At 68.2% G+C, this 17609-nt stretch carries 17 protein-coding genes; 3 read left to right on the top strand and 14 right to left on the bottom strand.

Translation table 11 applies throughout. The annotated features are described in order from the left end of the window. Window positions 1–68: 68 nt before the first annotated feature. The 11 genes from KTC28_RS11960 to KTC28_RS11910 are packed head-to-tail and all read right to left on the bottom strand — an operon-like array spanning window position 69 to window position 9667. On the bottom strand, window positions 69–899 hold the full coding sequence (locus tag KTC28_RS11960; protein WP_216707402.1) for a type II secretion system protein GspK: 831 nt from the start codon (window positions 897–899) through the stop codon (window positions 69–71). Next, on the bottom strand, window positions 886–3027 hold the full coding sequence (gene gspD, locus KTC28_RS11955) for a type II secretion system secretin GspD (RefSeq protein ID WP_216707401.1): 2142 nt from the start codon (window positions 3025–3027) through the stop codon (window positions 886–888). The genes KTC28_RS11960 and gspD overlap by 14 nt, the downstream gene beginning before the upstream one ends. Beyond that, window positions 3024–3494 carry a type II secretion system protein N gene (locus KTC28_RS11950; RefSeq protein WP_216707400.1) on the bottom strand — a complete coding sequence of 157 codons (471 nt, stop codon included), beginning with the start codon at window positions 3492–3494 and terminating at the stop codon, window positions 3024–3026. The genes gspD and KTC28_RS11950 overlap by 4 nt, the downstream gene beginning before the upstream one ends. Further along, window positions 3478–4023: a hypothetical protein gene (locus KTC28_RS11945; RefSeq protein ID WP_216707399.1), complete on the bottom strand. Its 546-nt coding sequence runs from the start codon at window positions 4021–4023 to the stop codon at window positions 3478–3480. The genes KTC28_RS11950 and KTC28_RS11945 overlap by 17 nt, the downstream gene beginning before the upstream one ends. Then, window positions 4020–5030, bottom strand: coding sequence for a PilN family protein (locus KTC28_RS11940; RefSeq protein WP_216707398.1), 1011 nt, complete (start codon window positions 5028–5030; stop codon window positions 4020–4022). The genes KTC28_RS11945 and KTC28_RS11940 overlap by 4 nt, the downstream gene beginning before the upstream one ends. Next, window positions 5027–5635 carry a prepilin-type N-terminal cleavage/methylation domain-containing protein gene (locus KTC28_RS11935; protein ID WP_216707397.1) on the bottom strand — a complete coding sequence of 203 codons (609 nt, stop codon included), beginning with the start codon at window positions 5633–5635 and terminating at the stop codon, window positions 5027–5029. The genes KTC28_RS11940 and KTC28_RS11935 overlap by 4 nt, the downstream gene beginning before the upstream one ends. Next, window positions 5632–6012 (bottom strand): hypothetical protein, encoded by a 381-nt coding sequence (locus tag KTC28_RS11930; protein ID WP_216707396.1) that lies wholly within the window; start codon window positions 6010–6012, stop codon window positions 5632–5634. Before KTC28_RS11930 ends, KTC28_RS11935 begins: the two co-directional genes overlap by 4 nt. Further along, window positions 6009–6461: a GspH/FimT family pseudopilin gene (locus tag KTC28_RS11925; protein WP_216707395.1), complete on the bottom strand. Its 453-nt coding sequence runs from the start codon at window positions 6459–6461 to the stop codon at window positions 6009–6011. The genes KTC28_RS11930 and KTC28_RS11925 overlap by 4 nt, the downstream gene beginning before the upstream one ends. Then, entirely contained in the window at window positions 6415–6840 is a 426-nt protein-coding gene (gspG, locus tag KTC28_RS11920) for a type II secretion system major pseudopilin GspG (RefSeq protein WP_216707394.1), read from the bottom strand. Before gspG ends, KTC28_RS11925 begins: the two co-directional genes overlap by 47 nt. Further along, window positions 6837–8048 (bottom strand): type II secretion system F family protein, encoded by a 1212-nt coding sequence (locus KTC28_RS11915; RefSeq protein WP_216707393.1) that lies wholly within the window; start codon window positions 8046–8048, stop codon window positions 6837–6839. The genes gspG and KTC28_RS11915 overlap by 4 nt, the downstream gene beginning before the upstream one ends. After that, a complete protein-coding gene (locus KTC28_RS11910) occupies window positions 8045–9667 on the bottom strand; it encodes a GspE/PulE family protein (protein ID WP_223132249.1) in 1623 nt (540 codons plus the stop codon). The genes KTC28_RS11915 and KTC28_RS11910 overlap by 4 nt, the downstream gene beginning before the upstream one ends. 206 nt (window positions 9668–9873) lie before the next feature. Here KTC28_RS11910 and KTC28_RS11905 point away from each other — a divergent pair, with 206 nt between their 5' ends. Further along, window positions 9874–10503 (top strand): PEPxxWA-CTERM sorting domain-containing protein, encoded by a 630-nt coding sequence (locus KTC28_RS11905; protein ID WP_223132248.1) that lies wholly within the window; start codon window positions 9874–9876, stop codon window positions 10501–10503. A 250-nt stretch (window positions 10504–10753) separates the two neighbouring features. Here KTC28_RS11905 and KTC28_RS11900 read toward each other — a convergent pair whose 3' ends face one another. Both KTC28_RS11900 and KTC28_RS11895 read right to left on the bottom strand, forming a co-directional pair. Further along, window positions 10754–11953, bottom strand: coding sequence for an MFS transporter (locus KTC28_RS11900; RefSeq protein WP_255601970.1), 1200 nt, complete (start codon window positions 11951–11953; stop codon window positions 10754–10756). Next, window positions 11950–12831, bottom strand: a complete 882-nt coding sequence (locus KTC28_RS11895; protein WP_216707390.1) for a type 1 glutamine amidotransferase — start codon at window positions 12829–12831, stop codon at window positions 11950–11952. Before KTC28_RS11895 ends, KTC28_RS11900 begins: the two co-directional genes overlap by 4 nt. A 193-nt stretch (window positions 12832–13024) precedes the next feature. Here KTC28_RS11895 and KTC28_RS11890 point away from each other — a divergent pair, with 193 nt between their 5' ends. Then, window positions 13025–14416 (top strand): M20/M25/M40 family metallo-hydrolase, encoded by a 1392-nt coding sequence (locus KTC28_RS11890; protein WP_216707389.1) that lies wholly within the window; start codon window positions 13025–13027, stop codon window positions 14414–14416. Between the two features lie 19 nt (window positions 14417–14435). Continuing rightward, window positions 14436–15143: a glutamine amidotransferase gene (locus tag KTC28_RS11885; RefSeq protein ID WP_216707388.1), complete on the top strand. Its 708-nt coding sequence runs from the start codon at window positions 14436–14438 to the stop codon at window positions 15141–15143. 141 nt (window positions 15144–15284) lie between these two features. Here the strand turns inward: KTC28_RS11885 and KTC28_RS11880 are convergent, their stop codons facing one another. Beyond that, window positions 15285–17603, bottom strand: coding sequence for a GH92 family glycosyl hydrolase (locus KTC28_RS11880; protein WP_216707387.1), 2319 nt, complete (start codon window positions 17601–17603; stop codon window positions 15285–15287). Window positions 17604–17609: the final 6 nt, after the last annotated feature.

Genomic DNA, 17609 nt, shown 5'->3' with positions numbered 1-17609 from the left:
ACTTACAACTAAGAAAACGAAGCATTTATGAACCGGCAATAACTTTGGTTGGCGAGCGTCGCTTATTGTCAACTCAGCGCCCGAACGAGGTAAGGCTGCCCGGCCACGCCCGTGAGCTCGACGATGGTCGTCTGAACGAAATGGCCGTTGGCACCATCGCCAACTTCGACGCGGATCGCGAGTGAGTGGCCATATCGTCGCACCTCGCCCGTGGTTAATGCCGGCTGTCGATCGGCCGATGAAACCACCTGCTCGATTGCCTGCGGCGTGGTCGCGCCCGCCGACATGACGGCACGTGCGAGCGGGCCGGCATCTTGCGGATCGAACGCGAGTGTCGTTCCAGCCACGGTGACCGCCGGCGCCAATCGCGCGTAGATCGCTGGGGTCATACCGTCGAGCAGGGTCAACTCGTCGATCGCGGTCAGGCCCGCCGGAACCGAGGTGCTGCGGCTCACGCCGCTGCCAACGATCGGATCGCCGCGCAAACGAAGGAAAGCGGCGACAAGTCCGTCGACCTGGGTGATCGGGACACCCGCGAGTTCGAACAGCCGCTTGATCCGGGGCGCTTGGACGAAATTGAGCGGAACCTTCGCCATCTCGTCCTCGACCGTGATCGACATTGTCATGCCGTCGAAGTCGACCACGTGGAGCTCGCTCGACGGCTGCCAGCGCCGTGGAGCTTCGACCAGCCCGAGACCGTGGACGGCAATCGCCGTGCCCGCATTTGCCGCTGCCACGAGGCGGGCATGCTCGACCGCTGCGCTCGCACCCGCGACGGCACCGCGCCCCATGCCGATCCCGTCGAGCGCAAGCAGGGCAAACAGCGCCATCGCAGCGACCGCAGCGACCATCGCATAGCCGCGCTCGGACTCGCCGTGGGCGGCGTCAGGGGATGCCATTGCCGCGGGTCAGCAGCGGGCGCAGCGTTTCGAGCTTGGCGCGCATCTCGTCGGCGAGCGCACGCCCGTCGTCGACGGTGCGGACGACCCGCGGGCGCAGCAGGACGAGCAATTCGGTCCGCGCGACCTGCTTGTTGGTGTTGCCGAACAACAGCCCGCCGATCACCGGGATGTGGCTGAGGAACGGCAGCCCGCCCTTGGTATCGGTTGTGTTGTTGCTGATCAGCCCGCCCAATGCGACGACCTCGCCGTCCTGCACCGCGATCGAGGTAGCAATCCGCCGCGTCGAGATCGTCGGCGAGTTGATGCCCGTGGTCTGCGACGCGACGACGTCGCTGACCTCCTGCGCGACATCGAGCAGCACGAGCCCGCTGCTGTTCACCCGCGGCGTGATCTTGAGGATGATGCCGGTGTCGCGATATTCGATCGAATTGACGATCGGCGAGTTGCTGCCGATCGTGCTGGTCGACGACGCGGTGATGATCGGCACCTGGTTGCCGACCTGGAGCGCCGCGGTCTGGTTGTTGAGCACGAGCAGCTTCGGCGACGACACGACGTTGATCTTGGTCAGGTTTTCGAGCGCGTTGAGCGCCGCCATGATCGAACTGCCGCCGTAGAAGAACGAAAATCCGGGGAAGGTGCGGACGATCGCGCCCGCCGGGTCCTCGGACAGCGTCGTGCTGGTCTTGCCGCTGTTGAAGTTCCACTGGACGCCGTAGCGCAGCGCGTTGGTCAGCGTCACCTCGGTGATCGCCGCCTCGATCATCACCTGGTACGGCACGACGTCGAGCTTGCGCAGCGCGTCCTCGACGACCGCATAGTCGCGGGGCGTGGCGAAGACGACGATCGCGTTGTTGGTCTCGTCGCTGCTGATCCGCGCGCGCAGGTCGTCGGAGTTGATGTCGACGGTGGTATTTGCGGAACTGCCGGACGATGCCGTGCCCCCGGCGAGCGGATTCTGCGCGGTGCTGCCGGTCCCGTTCTGGCTGCCGAAGCCGCTGCCCGCGCCGCCGCCGGGGCCACCATTGGCCGAACCGTTGTTGCCGAACCCGGCGCTGCCCGCCCCTGCACCGCCACCCGAATTGCCGCCGGGAATGGCGAAGTCGTCGCGCGGGCCGGAGAGTGGATCGCCGCCGCCGCGCGTCGTGTCGCCCCGGCCGCTTGCATTGCCGCCGCGCCCGCCGAATGCATTCGCCAATACCTTGGCAAGGTCGGCGGAGCGGCCGTTCTGGACGCGGTAGACGAACACCCGCCGCTCGCTCGATTCGCCCTCGCGGTCGAGGAGTTCGACGAAGCGCTGGACGTCGTCGAGATATTGCCGCTGTGTCGACACCGCGAGTATACCGTTCAACCGGTCCATCGCCACCAGCCGAACCATGCCCTTGGTCGGCGCACCATTAGCGTTGATCAGCCGGTCGAGCGCGGGAACGATCAGGCGGCTGTCGGTCCGTTGCGGCACGAACAATGCGAACGAGGTGTTGCGCAGCCAGTCGACGTCGAACTGGCGGACGAGGTTGCGGACCGCCGCGCGCTGCCCGCCGGTCCCCGCGACGACGAGGCTGCCGGGAGCCGCCGACGTGATGACGTTGGGCAAAACCGGGTCGATCAGGCGGCGCAACTCGTCCGACGCGACGAACTTGAGCGGAATCGTCTCCGACGCGAACGCGGCGCTGTCGCCGGCACCGACGACCGGCGCCTGCCCGCGCGCCTGCTCGATCGGAAGGATAACATAGACGCCGTTGCGGGCGATCAGTGCCAGATTGGCGGTCAGCAGCGAGGTTTCGAACAGCCGCAGGACATCGGCGCGCGACACCGGCCGCTGGGTCACCAGCGTCATCGGCGTGTGCAGGTCGGGCGCGACGGTATATTCGAGCCCGAGCATCGACCCGAGAACCGCCTTGGCGACCGCCTGGACGTCGGCATTAGGAAAGTTGAGGCTGACGTCGCCCGGATGGACCGTCGCCACCGGGTTCGTCACCACGACGGGGGCGCGCTCCTGCCCGGTCAGGATCGTCGACCGCACCGTCGGATCGGGAGCCGTCACTATGACCGGCTGGCCAATTGCCGCGACGGTACCGCCGAGCAAGATCACGACCATAGCGCCGCCGATCGTCCTACGCACAGTCACTGGTCTGGTCCCTTGGTCGCGGTCGCCCCGACGGCGATCGTCCGGCGTTCGTCGCCGCGGACAAGAACGACCGAGTCCGGACGCACCGCATCGAGCGTCCAGCCAACGAGTTGCTGACCCGGCCCAACGGTGTGGATCGTAGCATCGGCACCGCGCAACACCGCCACGGCACGACGGCCGCGGCTGGCGACCCCGACGAGCGTAAAGCCGTCGATCGTCGCCGCTGCGCTGTCGGCCCGGTCGGCGGCGGCGGCCGCGCCCCGGGTCGGATTGAACAACGGCCGCGCCTCGATCGCATCGGCTGAGGGCAGCGGCGCGGTGATCGCCACCGGGGGCAGCCAGTGCGCCGCGCCCGACGTGACGGTTTCGATCGCAGGCGGATTGTAAAGCAGTTGCGCAGTGAGCAACGCCGTCAGCGCCACGGCAAGCGCCGCCGGCACCGGGGCAACTTCAAAGCGCGGGAACATGGCGGTAGGCAAGGTCGATCCGGACTTCCATCGGTGCCAGTCTCCCCGCGCCCGACGCCTGGCCCGCATCGATCGATACCGCTTCAATGACGGGCGTGAACTGCCCCAATTCAAATATTCTTAAGGCGGCAACGAGTTGCGTCAAGCTCAGCCTCGCCTCGACACGCAGGCGGCTAGTGTCGGGGGTCGACGGCTGCTCGCGGATCGTGCGGACCTCGCCGCCGGTCGCGTGGATCACGGCGGTCGCGCGTTCGGTGGCAAGCTCGGTGGCCGCACCCGCGTTCGGCGCGACGATCGCATAACGGGTGCGGTCTGCACGTTGCCGGGCTGCGGCGGCGAGCCAGAACGCGCGCGACGCCAGCAACCGGTCGCCGCGGTCGAGGTCGTCGGCAAGCTGCTCGCGCTGGTCTGCGCGATCGGAGAAACCGCTGGCGATCGGCAGGATGACGCCGAACACCGCCAGCACAAGCAGCGCGACGAGGATGCCTACGGCGACGAGGCGGCGTTCGCGCGGCGACCATTGGTTCATCGCGCTGCGCCCAAGTCCACCGCGACATCGAAACGCTGGCCCGCGGCGGAAGACAGCGGGGCGTCGGTGGCGAGGTCGCGGACATGCGCGAACCCCGGCACGCGGCGCAGGTCGGCGACGACATCGACCCCATCCTGCCGCGCTCCCGAGAGACGCAAGGTGCGTCCATCCCACGCGTAGCGTTCGACCCACGCGCCGTCGGGCAGTGCGCGCGTCACCGCATCGAGGACGTGCAGCGGCTCGGCGTGCACGCGCCGCGCGATCAGCCCCCGACGCGCCTTGTCCTCAGCCTGCACCCGCGACCGTGCAGCGATAACCGGGCTGAGCAAGATGCGTTGCGCCTCGACCTGCCCGGCGAGCCGATCGGTTGCGGCGCTATCCAGCTCGATCGCAATGCCGAGGTTGATCAAGGCCAGCACCCCGACCGCGGCCCATAGCCATGTCGCGTCGCGTCGCGGCGGCGCGATCCCGGCGGCGCGCGCAGCGGGCATGAAGTCGAAGTCCATCGCCGCCGCCGCCGCGCCCTCGACGCCGATCGCAAGCGGCGTCATCCCAGCGGCTGCGGCCTCGCCGATCGCCAGCGCCGCCACCGCTCGCGGGACCGCAGCGACGTATGCCAAGCGCTTCCCGCTCGCCGCCGGCGGGGGAAAAGCGACCGCGACGAGCACCTCGTCGGCGCGAAACGGCGTCAGCCGGTCGATGTCGAGCGTCAGCATCCGGCGCAGGTCGGCCTCGGGGAGCGCCGCCGCCGGCACCTCGCGGATCAGCAGCCGGTCGCGCGGCAGGAGCAGCGTCACCTTCTGCCCGCGCGGCGACGCTGCGACCTCGGCCCCGCGCCGCGCCAGCCGGAAGCCGCCGGGACGAGCCTCCGCCGTCAGCGCCGGGCCACGCCCCAGATACCGCCTGACGTCCGCAGGGAGCAGCGCGCCGAGTTCGGCAAGCCACCAGTCGACCGCGGCGACGGTCACCCGCCACGCCTCTGCCACCGTACCGTCCGCCAGTGTCATGACCGGCCCCGGCACTTGCCGGTGTTGGTGTCGAGGACGCACGTCGTGTCGACCGTCGTTGCCGGGCGGACGATCATTTCGGGCCACCGCCGCCGGTCGCCGGGCGCAAAGGTCACGTCGATGCGGATGGCTTCGGGCGCGGTCGGACGCGCGCTCCAGTCGTCGGTCCAGTGCAAGACACCGGTGGCGTCGGGTCCAAAATAGGCAAGTCGCAGATCCGCCACACCCGAAAGCAGCGCCGCCTGACCGTCATCGAGGACGAGGCCGCCGTTCTCATCGACTTCGAGATGGAAACGGCGTTGCGGCGACGGCCGTTCGGCGATCGGCGGCAAAGCGACAAAGGTCATCGATGTCGGGCCGCCGTCGAAATCGGCAGCGAGCGCGGCTCCGTCGAAGCGCGTCGCCGGGCGCAGCCGCTCGATCCGGTCGCGCAACCCCGACTGCGCCGCCGCGACCGTCTCGGCCGCCACCGTCCGCGCCTCGTTCGAGCGCGTCAGCCGCGTCGCCGAGGCAAATCCCGTCGCCATCATCGTCGCCGCCAGCCCGAGCAGCGCAAGGCTGACGAGCATCTCGACCAGCGTGAAACCGTGCTCACTCTTGGTCACCGGACCGTCGCGAGGCGCAGGGTGTCGAGCCGCGCGCGGTCGGCCCGCCCGTCGATGTCGCGAACCCGCGCCGAGACGCGGAGCAAATTGCCCGACGTGCTTGCGGCAGCGGGCTCGGCATCGATCGTGACGGTCCACGCAAATGCGCCGTCGGTGCCGTCGGTCTCCCCCGGTGCGAGCGGAATATCGCTGCCGACCGCCGCCAGCCGCGACTGCGCGATCATCGTCGCGGTGCGCGCCGAATCCGCCGCGCGAAGGCGCAGCGCGTTTTCGCCAAGGCTGCGATAGGTGACCGCGAGCACCGCCGCGATGATCGCGACCGCGACCATCGCCTCGATCAATACCGAGCCATCGTCATGGGAGCGGGCACGGTTCACGAAATGGTGGCGATGCCGGCAGCATTGACCCGGACCGCCCCGCGCCGGGTCGCGCTCGCGATCGCCAGCGCTCCGCCGGTCGACGAGCCGTCGCCGTAGAACACGACTGACGGGTCGCCGCCGATCCGCACCCGCAGCGGCAGGACCACCGGCACGCCGTTCCACGAATAACCGCGCCCGTCGTCGCTCAGCGACACCGCGACCGGCACGCCGCCGCGCACCGCGACCGCGCGCGCCCGGCGCAGGTCGCCGACCAGCTCGCTCCGGCTGCGGTCGAATTCGGCGCGCCGGAGCGGCGCGATCATCGCGGGGAACATCAATCCGACGACCAGCCCGAGGATGCCGATGACGACGAGCATCTCGAGCAATGTCTGCCCCGATTCGCCCTCGCCGATATCCGGCCTACCAGTTGCCGACATCGCGCGCTTCGCCGGTGCCGCCGGGCGCATTGTCCGACCCGAGCGTCCAGACGTCGGTGTCACCGTGCTTGCCGGGGACCGCGAACAGATATTTGTGGCCCCACGGATCGACCAGCGCGCTCGGCTTCTTGAGGTACGGCCCGTTCCAGTTCGGCGCGGTCGCGGGCGCAGTCATCAGCGCGTCGAGCCCCTCCTCGGCGGTCGGATAGCGCCCGACGTCGAGCTGGAAATGGTCGAGCGAGGCGGTGATGTTCTCGATCTGGATCTTCGCCGCCTGCGTCCGCGACGAGCCGAGATAGCGGAGCACCTGCGGCCCGACGATCGCCGCGAGCAGCCCCATGATCGCCAGCACGACGAGGAGTTCGAGGAGGGTGAAGCCGCTGTCGGCCCGCCGTGTGCGTGATTTCATGAAGTAAGTGCCAGATCGTTGAAGCCGAGGATCGCCGTCATGATCGACGCGATCACGGTGGCGACGATGGCCCCCATGACGACGGTAATCAACGGCGTAAGAATGGCGATGAGGCGTTCGAGGCGCGCGCGGACCTCGCGGTCGAGAACATCGGCGAGCCGCGCGAGCATTGGGCCGAGGCGCGCGGTTTCCTCGCCGGTGCGGACGAAGCTGAGCGACGCACGCGGAAATGCTGCCTCGGTGGCGAGCAACGCAGTCAGCCCCCCGCCCTGCTTCAGCCCGAGCGCGACCCGCCCGACCATCGCCGCGAGCGTCGAATTGGCGACCGACCGCCGCGAGATCGCCAGCGCCTCGGGCAGCGGCACGCCGCCGTCGACGAGGCTGCCGAGGACGCGGGCAAAGCGCCCGATCTCGACCGACGTCACCAGCCGCCCGATCACCGGCAGCGTCAGAACGACGCGGTCGAGCGCGGCGCGGCTCGCCGGGCGGCGGAGCCAGACCGACACCAGCCACACGGCGATGACGAGCGCCGCGACGATCGCAAGGCCGCCGTCGCGGACGACGTGGCTGATGCCAACCACGACGCGCGTCGTCGGCGGCAGGGCCGCGCCGGCATCGCCGAACAGCCCCTCGAACTGCGGCACGACGAACAGCAGCATCATCAGGATCACCCCGGTGGCGATGACGAGCAGCAACGCCGGGTAGATCATCGCCGCCGACACCGTCCGCCGCAGCGCCTCGGTCCGTTCGAGCGTGTCGCCGAGCTTGGCCAGCGCCTCGTCGAGGCGCCCGTTCGACTCCCCCGCCTCGGCCATCGCTGCCGCCATCGGCGGGAACAGCCGCCCGCTGTCGGCCATCGCGCGCGACAGCGGCACGCCCTCCTTGACCCGGCGATACAGCGCGGCGAACGCCGCCTTCTCCGCCGGGCGCTCGATATTATCGACGCACACCGCGAGCGCGCGGTCGAGCGTCAGCCCCGCACCGAGCAGCACCGCGAGTTCGCCGACCGCGGTGGCGACGGCGCTGCGCGATGCCGCGCTGCTCCGCACCCGCGCCACGACCGCGGGAGTGCGCACCGCGACGAGCTCGATCGGCGCGAGCCCGGTGCGGCGGAGCTGGTCGATCCCGGCAGCACGCGACAGCGCCTCGACCGACCCGGTCTGGAGTTCACCGCCCGCCGTCGCCGCGCGGTAGCGAAAGCTCGTCATTCGCCGTTCTCGCGGGTGACGCGGAGAACCTCTTCGATCGTCGTCAGCCCGGCGCGCGCCTTGGCGATGCCATCGGCGTACATCGACGTCGCGGCGCTGGCGGCGGCGATGTCGCGGGCCTCGGCGCGGGCAAGGACGAGCTTGGCGATGACCGGATCGATGACGAGGAATTCGACCAGCGCGATCCGCCCGCGATAGCCGGTGTGGTCGCACTCGGCGCAGCCGACCGCGCGGTACAGCGTCGTCACGTCCCCGACCGGGACCGGGGGATCATACGCCTCGCGGCAGGTAGGACACAGGCGGCGGACGAGGCGCTGCGCGAGCACCGCGCTCAGCGTCGACGCGATCAGGAACGGCTCGACCCCCATGTCGAGCAGCCGCGTCACCGCGCTCGCGGCGGTATTGGTGTGGAGCGTCGACAGGATCATGTGCCCGGTCAGCGCCGCCTGCACCGCGACCTGCGCGGTCTCGATGTCGCGGATTTCGCCGACCATGATGACGTCGGGGTCCTGCCGCAGGAACGATCGCAGCGCGGTGGCGAAGTCGAGCCCGATCGTCGGGTTGACCTGCATCTGGTTGATCCCCGCGAGCCGGTATTCGATCGGGTCCTCGATCGTCAGGATCTTGCGGCTCGGCGCGTTGAGCTCGCTCAGCGCGGCGTACAGCGTCGTCGTCTTGCCGCTGCCGGTCGGCCCGGTCGACAGGACGATCCCGTTGGGCAGCGCCAAGGTGTCGCGTAACTTGACCAGCACCGCCGGATCGAAGCCGAGCGCCGCGAAATCGAGCGTCAGGTTCGACCGGTCGAGCAGCCGCAGCACCGCGCTTTCGCCGTTGATCGTCGGCGAGGTGGCGACGCGCAGGTCGATGTCGTGGCCGCGCACCGCCAGCCGCAGCCGCCCGTCCTGCGGCAGGCGCCGCTCGGCGATGTTGAGCCCGGCCATGACCTTGATCCGCGACACCAAAGGCGCGCGCATCGCCGCCGGGAGCGTCTCGACGGTCCGCATCTCGCCGTCGATGCGGAAGCGGACGACGATGCCGTCCTCGGTCGCCTCGAGGTGGATATCCGACGATCGCTGCTCGACCGCGCCGGTGATCAGCCGGTTGATCGCGCGGATCGCCGGGGCGTCGCTGGCGAGGTCCTTGAGGCGTTCGAGGTCGGCCTCGTCGGCGGCATCGTCGATCGCGACCCCGGCCGCCGTCGCCGGGCCATAAGCGCGGTCGATCGCCGACTCGATGTCGCTGCTTCGCCCGATAGAGACGCGCACCCGGAGGCCGAGCGCGAGTGCGATCGCCGACACCGGATACGGGTCGAACGGGTCGACGACCGCGACGCTGCAACCGCCGTCGTCGACGCGCAGCACGGCTGCCTTGAACTCACGCAGAAAGCGTTCGGAGACGCGGTCGACAGCGACCGGGAGCCCGGTAAAATCGACCGCGGCGGCGAGCGGCAGCCCGGTTGCCTGTGCCGCAGCCGATGCGAGCGCCGCCTCGGAGACCAGCCCCAACCGGGTCAGGATCGCTGCGAAGCGCTCGCCAGTCTCGGCCTGGACGAGTCGCGCGCGAACCAGCGTCTCGCCGGTAACGAGCCCATGCTGTTCGACCAGTTCGTCGAGCGACATCGGTGCGACCACGGGCGCAGCGAGAGCGGCTGAATCGGCGGATGTTTGCAGGGCGGTCGCTGTCATTTGCCGATCGTACCAGCCCCAAAACCTGCGGCCGTTAACCGAAACGACCAGCGCATCATATCAGCGGCCCCATCGGGACGCGACGGATATTGCCCAAAATAATGCATGCGGCAAGATTCCGCTTGCCAGCATAATTAATCATGGGTCATCTCCCATCACCGCGCGGAAAAACGATTAAAGTCGCGACGGGGGTAGATTTCAATTGGAGGGTGTCGATGACCGTTAAACTCGTAACCGCCTGCGGCGCTTTGGCAATGGCAGCGATTTTGGCGGCGACGCCCGCGGCAGCAGCGACGACGTTTATACTGAACAATACCAATGGCGGCGACGGTTATGTCACCGGTGACTCGACGAATTTCGATCTCTTCGGCTCAGACAATAAGACCGGAGGCAACATCTCCGGCTACACCGGACTCGCAACGGCGACGCAGGGCTATAAGGCGACATATACCTACACGACGAACGACCTTGCCGGCTCGTTCTACGATCCCGCCGGATATTACATCAACGGCGCATTTAAGCAGCTCTCGCCAGAGAAGGCCCCGAACGGCACTTCGGTAAGCGGCGTCCTTCGCTTCCGGGTGCACGCAGGTGATACCTACGGCTTCTACGTCGCCTCCGACGGTGAATTTGGTCGCGCCAATATCGCTACGGCGATTGCGTCCGATGTTCCGGAAGCCTCGACGTGGGTCATGCTGGTTGCTGGGTTCGGTATCGTGGGCGCCACGCTCCGCCGCCGTAATGGCGCTGCGCTAACGGCCGCCGCATAAGCGATTACTTGGCGGGGCCAGCGCGTTCGGAAACGTCTGGCCACGCGACGACAAAGCATCGATAGATCGGCCGGTTCTTCGCCAACGAAGAGCCGGCCGATCGTGTATCGAGCACCACCCTTTGCTAACCGGCGCGTCGCCTGAGCATTGGTCGTCGCGCGTTACATCTATCTTTGCTTTCGCAGCGTGAACAGTTCAGCCGAAGCTCCGCCTGCCCGCCGCGCTGCCGGGCGTCATCGACCTGCGCGGGTCAGCGGTCCTTGGGAAATGCGATCAGTTGCGTCAGCAGACCGGCGCATGCAAAGGCCGCACCGATTACCGAAACAGCGGTCCAACCGCCCCGCTGCCACGCCAGCGTCGCCGCCGCCGAACCGGCGGCTCCCCCAACGAACATCGCCCCCATGAAGATCGTGTTTATCCGCGCCCGCGCCTCAGGACGAAGCGCGTAGATGATGTGCTGATTCGACACGAGCGCGCTCTGCACCCCGAAATCGAGAACGACGACGCCGGCGATCATACCCGCGATCGATGCCCAAAAGCCGAAGATCGCCCAGCCGGTCAGTGTCAGCGCGGCGCCGAGCAGGATCACCGGGCGCGGGCCGCGCCGGTCGGCGATGCGCCCCGCGATCGGGGCAGCCAGCACGCCGACCGCGCCGACGACACCGAACAGCCCGGCGACCTGCGCACCGAGGCCAAAGGGCGGCTGTTGCAACCGCAGCGCGAGGATCGTCCAAAACGCGCTGAACGCGGCGAACAGGCAGCCTTGCGTGATCGCCGCGCGGCGCAGCGAGCCGAACTCGCGCCACAACCCGCCGAGCGAGCGGATCAGCCCGACATAGCTGAGGCCGCCGTCAGGCTCGCTCCGTGGCAGCAGCATCGCCATCATCGCCGCCGCCCCGAGCGCCAGCGGCACGCCAAGCCAGAACATAATCCTCCACCCCGCATGGTCCGCAACGAAGCCCGCGAGCGTCCGGCTGAGCAGGATTCCGCACAACAGCCCCGCCATCACCGTGCCGACCGTCGCGCCGCGACGTTCGGGCGGCGACAGATGCGCGGCGAGCGGCACGATCTGCTGCGCCACTGTCGCCGCGATGCCGACGAAGATCGACGCGACCACGACCGAAGCGGCATTGGGCGCGATCGCCGTCAGCGCCAGCGCGACCGCGAGCGCGATGAACTGGAGCACGATCAGCCGCTTGCGCTCGATCAGGTCGCCGAGCGGGACCAGCAAGAACAAGCCAAGGGCGTAGCCGATCTGCGTTGCGGTCGGGACGAAGGTGATCGCCGCCCCCGGTAGGTCGCGCTCGATCACTCCGAGCATCGGCTGGTTGTAATAGATATTCGCGACCGCCAGACCCGCCGCCACCGCCATACCGAAGGTCAAGGTGCGACCGAGCGGCGCGACCGGTGATCGCGAAACCTCGTTCGGTGCCACGGTCTGGACCGTCATACGACTTCGTCGACGCGGCTTTGACTGCGGTTCTCAGTCGGCGTGAGCGACGGCAGGTTCGCGAGGAAATTGCTTAGCTCAGTCCGTCGCAGCTTCTCCTCGGCAAGCTGCGCGTCGACCCCCAGCATCCAGCGCAGCGAGCGACGACCCGGATCGCGGTGAAGCGCGGTCAGCTGGTCGGCGCGCAGATTCACATCGTCTGCATTGTCCGCCAGCCCCGCCGCGACGAGGCTGTCGACTTGACGGCGCAGCGCTACGGCGATCTCGCCGAGCGCGAGCTCGGGATGATATTGGACGCCCCAGAAGACGCCGCCGTCGTGGCGGATCTCGGCCGCCTGGACGCGTGTGACGCCGTTGCTCGCCAGCAGGATCGCGCCTTCGGGCAAGGCCTCGACCTCGTCGCCGTGGATCGCCGCCGCGTCCCAGCTCGCTGCCCGGCCCTTCAGCAGCGGGTGATCTCGGCCCGCCTCGGTTGCCGTGATCCGCCGCGCAATCCCCGCCTCCATCCGCTCCGGCATTTCGCGGACCTTGCCCCCGGCGGCAACGACCGCAAGCTGGAGCCCGGCGCACGACCCGAACGACGGCGTCCCCGAGGCGAACGCCGACCGCATGAACGCGATCTGGCGGCGCACCTCCGGCGTGTCGTCGTAGACATGGATCGGCGACCCGGTGACGAAGACGGCGTCGAACGTCCGAAGGTGGCTCGCATCATACTCGACGGCATCGGCATCGGCGGGCGCGACGATCGTGATCGAGCAGCCGGGCTGAATTTGTTCCAGCGTGGCGGCGTAGGTCTCACCCGCGCTCTTTCCGGCCGCGCGCCGGCGCTCATCGCGCTCCTCACGGGTCTCGCTCTCGGCGACGAGAAAATTCTGCACGACTGATCCTTGGATTTGGCGCGGCGTGAACGCGTCGAACGCAATTTGGCCCCGCCGCCGAGAGTATGAACGCTCGAGCGCCTGCGACGCAACCGCCCGAATGTCGCAAGCCGCAGCGGCAATTGTAGGTCATCTGTTGTCCCGCACGACAGACTCGCGTCTAATCGCGGCTTTATCGTGTGGAGCCAGACAGATGCGATCGACGGTGATAACCGGACTAGTGGCGGCGATGCTCGCGACGAGTGCCATGGCGGTCCCGCCGGCGCACCCGCAGGCTGAGACACAGGCGCTCGACCTCGCCAAGTCGGCGATTTCGCTCCGCTCGGTGCGCGGGCCGGGCAACAAGACCAACGAGGTCGCCGCGCTCTACAAGAAAGCGCTCGTCGCCGGCGGCTTCCGCGATAGCGACGTCGAGATCACCCCGGTCGACGATACCAGCTACCTGATCGCGACATGGCCGGGCTCCGACCCGAAGCTAAAGCCGCTCGTCATCTCCGGGCACATGGACGTCGTCGAGGCGATCCCCGCCGACTGGAAGCGCGACCCGTTCACCCCCGTCGTCGAGAACGGCTATCTCTACGGACGCGGCGCGAGCGACATGAAGCTCGACGGCACCATCGCCATCGCGTCGCTGATCGAACTGCGCCGCGAGGGCTACCACCCGAAACGGACCATCATCATCGAATTCTCGGGCGACGAGGAGACGGTGATGAAGACCTCGGGCATCATCGCCGAAAAGCTGTCGAACGCCGATCTCGTCCTCAACATCGACGGCGGCGGCGGCGCGCTCGACGAGAAGACCGGCAAGCCGCTCTACTGGACGTGGAACGGCGCCGAGAAGACCTACGCCGACTTCGAACTCACCGTGACCAACGCCGGCGGCCACTCGTCGACGCCTCGCCCCGATAACGCGATCGTCCAGCTGTCGCAGGCGCTTGTCCGCATCGGTGCGTATCACTTCAAGCCCGAGGTCAGCGACCTGACCCGCGCTTATTTCGTCGAGGCGGCGAAGTACGCAGCCCCGGCGACCGGCGCGGCGATGCGCGCGTTCGCCGCCAATCCTGCCGACCCCGCGGCGATCGCGACGCTGACCGCCGACCCCGAGACCGTCGGCTCAATCGGCACGACGTGCGTCGCGACGATGATCAACGGCGGCCACGCGCTCAACGCGCTGCCGCAGCGCGCGACGGCGAACATCAACTGCCGCATCTTCCCCGGCCATAAGCCCGCCGATATCATGGCGGAGTTGTCGCGGGTCGCCGCCGAGCCCGTCGTCCAGTTCAAGGACGTCAGCGAGGGGTCGGTCGCCAGCGCCGCCTCGCCGATGCGCGCCGACTTCATCGGCGCGGTGACGCGCGGTCTCAACACGGTTTATCCGGGCGTACCGGTGTTCCCGAGCCAGGCGTCGGGGGCAAGCGACAGCATGTGGTTCCGGTACCACCACGTCGACAGCTACGGTGCTAGTCCATTATTTCTCAAGGGCTCGGACGACTTTGCTCATGGCCTGAACGAGCGCGAGCCGGTCGCGAACATCGCCCCGGCGATCACTTATTATCTGTCGGTGTTTAAGGACCTGTCGAAGTGACGCTGGCCTGCCGACGTCGATGAAGAGCTGCCTCGCCCTCCGCCACCTCGATTTCGAGGACCTCGGCGTGCTCGCCGCCCCGATCGAGGCGAGGGGTTACACGATCCGCTACGTCGACGTGCCGGTCGAAGGGCTTCGCCCCGAGGATGCGCTCGACACCGATTTGCTCGTCGTCCTCGGCGGCCCGATGAATGTCGATCAGGTCGATCTCTACCCGTGGCTGGCGAGCGAACGGGCAGCGATCACCCGGCGACTGGCGGCGGGACGCCCGACGCTCGGCATCTGCCTCGGCGCACAGCTGATCGCGCAGGCGCTCGGGGCGAGCGTCGGCCGCGCGCCGCAGTTCGAGATCGGCTGGATCCCCCTGACGCTGAACGACGCGGGCCGCGCCTCGCCGATCGCCGTCCTCGAAGGCCTGCAGGTGCTGCACTGGCACGGCTACGCCTTCGATCTGCCCGCCGGGGCCGTCGGCCTCGCATCGACCCCGCTGTGTTCGCAGCAGGCATTCAAGATCGGCGACACTGTCCTTGCGCTTCAGTTCCACCCCGAGATCGACCTGGTCGAGTTCGAGCATTGGCTGGAAGGGAATGCCGATGATCTTGCGGGGCACGGGATCGAGGCGGAAGCGCTGCGGCGCGAGACGCAGGAGTATGGGGCGACGACCGCGGCGGCGGCGCGGGCGATGGTCGACACCTGGCTTGGGGGTCTCGTAACCTCAGCAGGTTAGCGGATCGAGCGATGCCGTCGTCTTATCCCGTCATTGTGAGCCGTCAATATAAGCCGTCATCCCCGCGAAGGCGGGACCCATCACCCCGACATTTTGGGTGATGGGTCCCCGCCTTCGCGGGGATGACGATTTATATAGCGTTCACCGCCCCGCCGTCGCTGCGCGTGACATCGAGAACGGACGCGCCGCAACGCTGCTGCCCCACGCCTTGTCCGGCACCGGCCCCATGACGAAGTGCAACTCGCCCCCCGCCCGGACCTGGGCGTCGGTGATGTAGCTCCGCGTCAGCGGCGCACCATTCAAGGTGACGCTCGCGACATAGCGATTGGCCGCCGTCACCCCATCGGCGCGGACGACGAAGCGCTTCCCATCCGGCAACGTCAGTGTCGCCGCGTCCACAAACGGACGCCCGATGACATATTGGTTCGATCCCGGCGCGACGGGGTAGAAACCGAGCGCGGTGAACACGAGCCACGCCGACATCTGCCCGAGGTCGTCGTTGCCGGCGAGGCCGTCGGGCGCCGGCTTGTATTGCGACGCGACAATCTGCGCGAGCCGCGCCTGCGTCCGCCACGGCGCGCCAGCAAAATCATAGAGATAGGCGACGTGGTGGCTCGGTTCGTTGCCGTGGATATACTGGCCGATCATTCCGGAGATGTCCTCGGAATGGCTGTAGTCGACCTTCGACGTGTCGAAGTCGAACATCGCGTCGAGCTTGGCGATCGCCTTGGCATCGCCGCCGAGAACGGTGATCAGCCCCGCCTCGTCCTGCGGCACGAACCAGCTATATTGCCACGCATTGCCCTCGGTATAGTCCGAGCCATAGTCGATCGCCGCCGGGTCGAACGGCGTGCGGAAGGCGCCCGTCGACAGTCGCGCCCGCAGCCAGCCGGTCTTCGCGTCAAAGCTGTTGCGCCAGTTCGCGGCGCGCTTGTCGAAGCGGTCGGCAACCTCGGTCCGCCCCATCGCCCGCGCCATCCGCGCGATCGACCAGTCGTCATAGGCATATTCGACGGTCTTCGACGCCGCCTCGGGCTCCTTGTCGATCGGGACATAGCCGCGTTTCATATATTCGCCGAGCCCGCCGTACGGCGCATAGGTCGCGCTCGCGACCATCGCATCGAGCGCGGCGTCGGCATCGAAGCCGCGCAGGCCCTTGAGGTAGGCGTCGGCGATCACCGGAGCGGCGTGATAGCCGATCATCGTCCACGTCTCGCGCCCAGCGAACTGCCACACCGGCAGGATCCCGTACGGGCTTTCCTCGCGGCTGGCGACAAGCGAATCAATGACATCAACGGTCATGCTCGCAGGCTGGATCAGCGTCAGCAGCGGATGCTCGGCGCGGAACGTGTCCCACAACGAGAAGGTCGAGCGGAAGGTGAAGCCGGTCGCCTGATGCACCTGATCATCGGGGCCGCGATACCGCCCATCGGCATCGCTCCACACGCTCGGCGCGAGCAGCGCGTGATACAGCGCGGTGTAGAGGCTCGTCCGCATCGGCGCGGGGGCATCGATCTGCACCGCCCCGAGCGCGGTCGCCCACGCCGCCGTCGTCCGCGCCCGGACCGCGTCGAAGTCGCCGGGCTCGGCGAGGTTCGCCACCGCCGCCGCCTCGTCGACCCCCGACAGCGCGACCTTGACCTCAAGCGGCTTGGCCAGGACGCCGAAGTCGAGCCGCGCCTCGAGCGCGCGCCCGAGCTTCTCGGCGAGGTCGTCGCTGCCGCGACTTGGTCCCTGGAAGCCTTTGTAGGTGATATTGATCTCGCGATCGACGAAGGCGTGACCGGTGAGCGGGGCCGAGAAACGTATCGCGAAGAACAACTTGCGCCCGGAAGCCCAGCCGCGCGTCTCGCGGAACCCGGTCAGCGTGCCGTCGGGCCGCAGATGGAGCCCCGCCCACAGGATCTTGCCCGGATAGTTATACAGCGACGAGCGCAGATCGATGACGAGGTGCGCGGCCTGTTCAACAGGGAAGGTGTAGCGATGAACGCCGATCCGCGTTCCCGCGGTCAGTTCGGCGCGGACGCCGCTGTCGGCGAGCGTCACCGCGTAATAGCCGGGGTGCGCGACCTCCGTCGCGTGGCTGAAGCGCGAGCGATACCCCGAGTTGGGTTTCTTCGGGTCACCGGGGTCGAGCTTCACCGAGGCTCCGACCTCCGGCATGACGAGGGTATCGCCGAGGTCGGAATGTCCCGCGCCGGAGAAATGCGTGTGGCTGAACCCCTCGATCGTCGGATCCTCGTAGCGATAGCCGGCGGCGTGGCCGTAGCACGCGCGGATTTCACAACTCGTGTCGGTGTCGGGCGACAACTGAACCATGCCGAACGGCGCGGTCGCTCCGGGAAAGGTGTGGCCCTCGCCGCCGGTCCCGATCATCGGATCGACCGCATCGACTGGCGACGGGATAGGCTGCGCAGCCAGCGCGGCGGGGATCAGCGTCGTGAAAAGGAGCCAGCGCATTGCTCT

This window comes from Polymorphobacter megasporae (assembly GCF_018982885.2).
Lineage (GTDB): Bacteria > Pseudomonadota > Alphaproteobacteria > Sphingomonadales > Sphingomonadaceae > Polymorphobacter_B > Polymorphobacter_B megasporae.
This window is presented reverse-complemented; position numbering and strand designations above follow the sequence as displayed.